This window comes from Bartonella sp. AA23NXGY (genome assembly GCF_042197165.1).
Taxonomy (GTDB): Bacteria; Pseudomonadota; Alphaproteobacteria; order Rhizobiales; family Rhizobiaceae; genus Bartonella.
In genome coordinates this window covers 1-722 of record NZ_JBHIRO010000098.1, presented here as the reverse complement: position 1 = coordinate 722, position 722 = coordinate 1, and the positions used below count along the sequence as shown (strand labels likewise).

General features: G+C 34.9%; 1 pseudogene. It reads right to left on the bottom strand.

The window, feature by feature from the left end:
- Nucleotides 1-228 precede the first annotated feature (228 nt).
- Nucleotides 229-722: pseudogene (locus ACFINY_RS09860) on the bottom strand (hypothetical protein); the annotation flags it as partial.

The window sequence follows — 722 nt, the reverse complement described above, 5'->3', positions numbered from 1 at the left end:
TTTTCATATCTCTCATAGAGCGCTTGCAATATGATACGTTTTGTATATATGCATTCATTACTCCATTGTGGATGATTCATTTTAATCAATAAAAAACGCTATTTGAAAGCCGCGTCATATCACTTGGCACGGCTTTTTTTTATTTTACTCTCTCTTTTATGATATGTTTATAGCAATGCATTTTATATGCGTTTATAACCATAAAGAATGCACACCCCATGCGTGTTTTTATTCTGTTTTATCAGTTATATTGACAACATTATCCCTTTCATAAATCTCACAATTTTTTGGAACCAACCTTACTTTGCTTTTTTTATTGATTTTTGCATTGCCATAAACACGCCCCCAGATCGTTGCACAATATGAGATTTTAGCATTGCCATAAACAGAGCCATAAATCTCACAAGAGCCACTCACACAAGCATTCCCATAAACCTTGCCATAAATCTTTGCACGACCATTAATAACAGCATAATTATAAATTTTTGCATGGCTATAAATACAAGCCGAGCCAGAAACCTTGGCATGACCATAAACGCGTGCATAACTAAAAACCGTAGCATCATAAGAAACATGCGCATGATCATAAATATGAGCATCAGCAAGAATGCGGGCACTACCATTCACATGAGCATTACCATAAATATTGCCATAAACATGAGCATTGCCATAGACAAAAGCATGGTCATAAACTTTAGCATATTGAGAGATAAAAGCTTTTC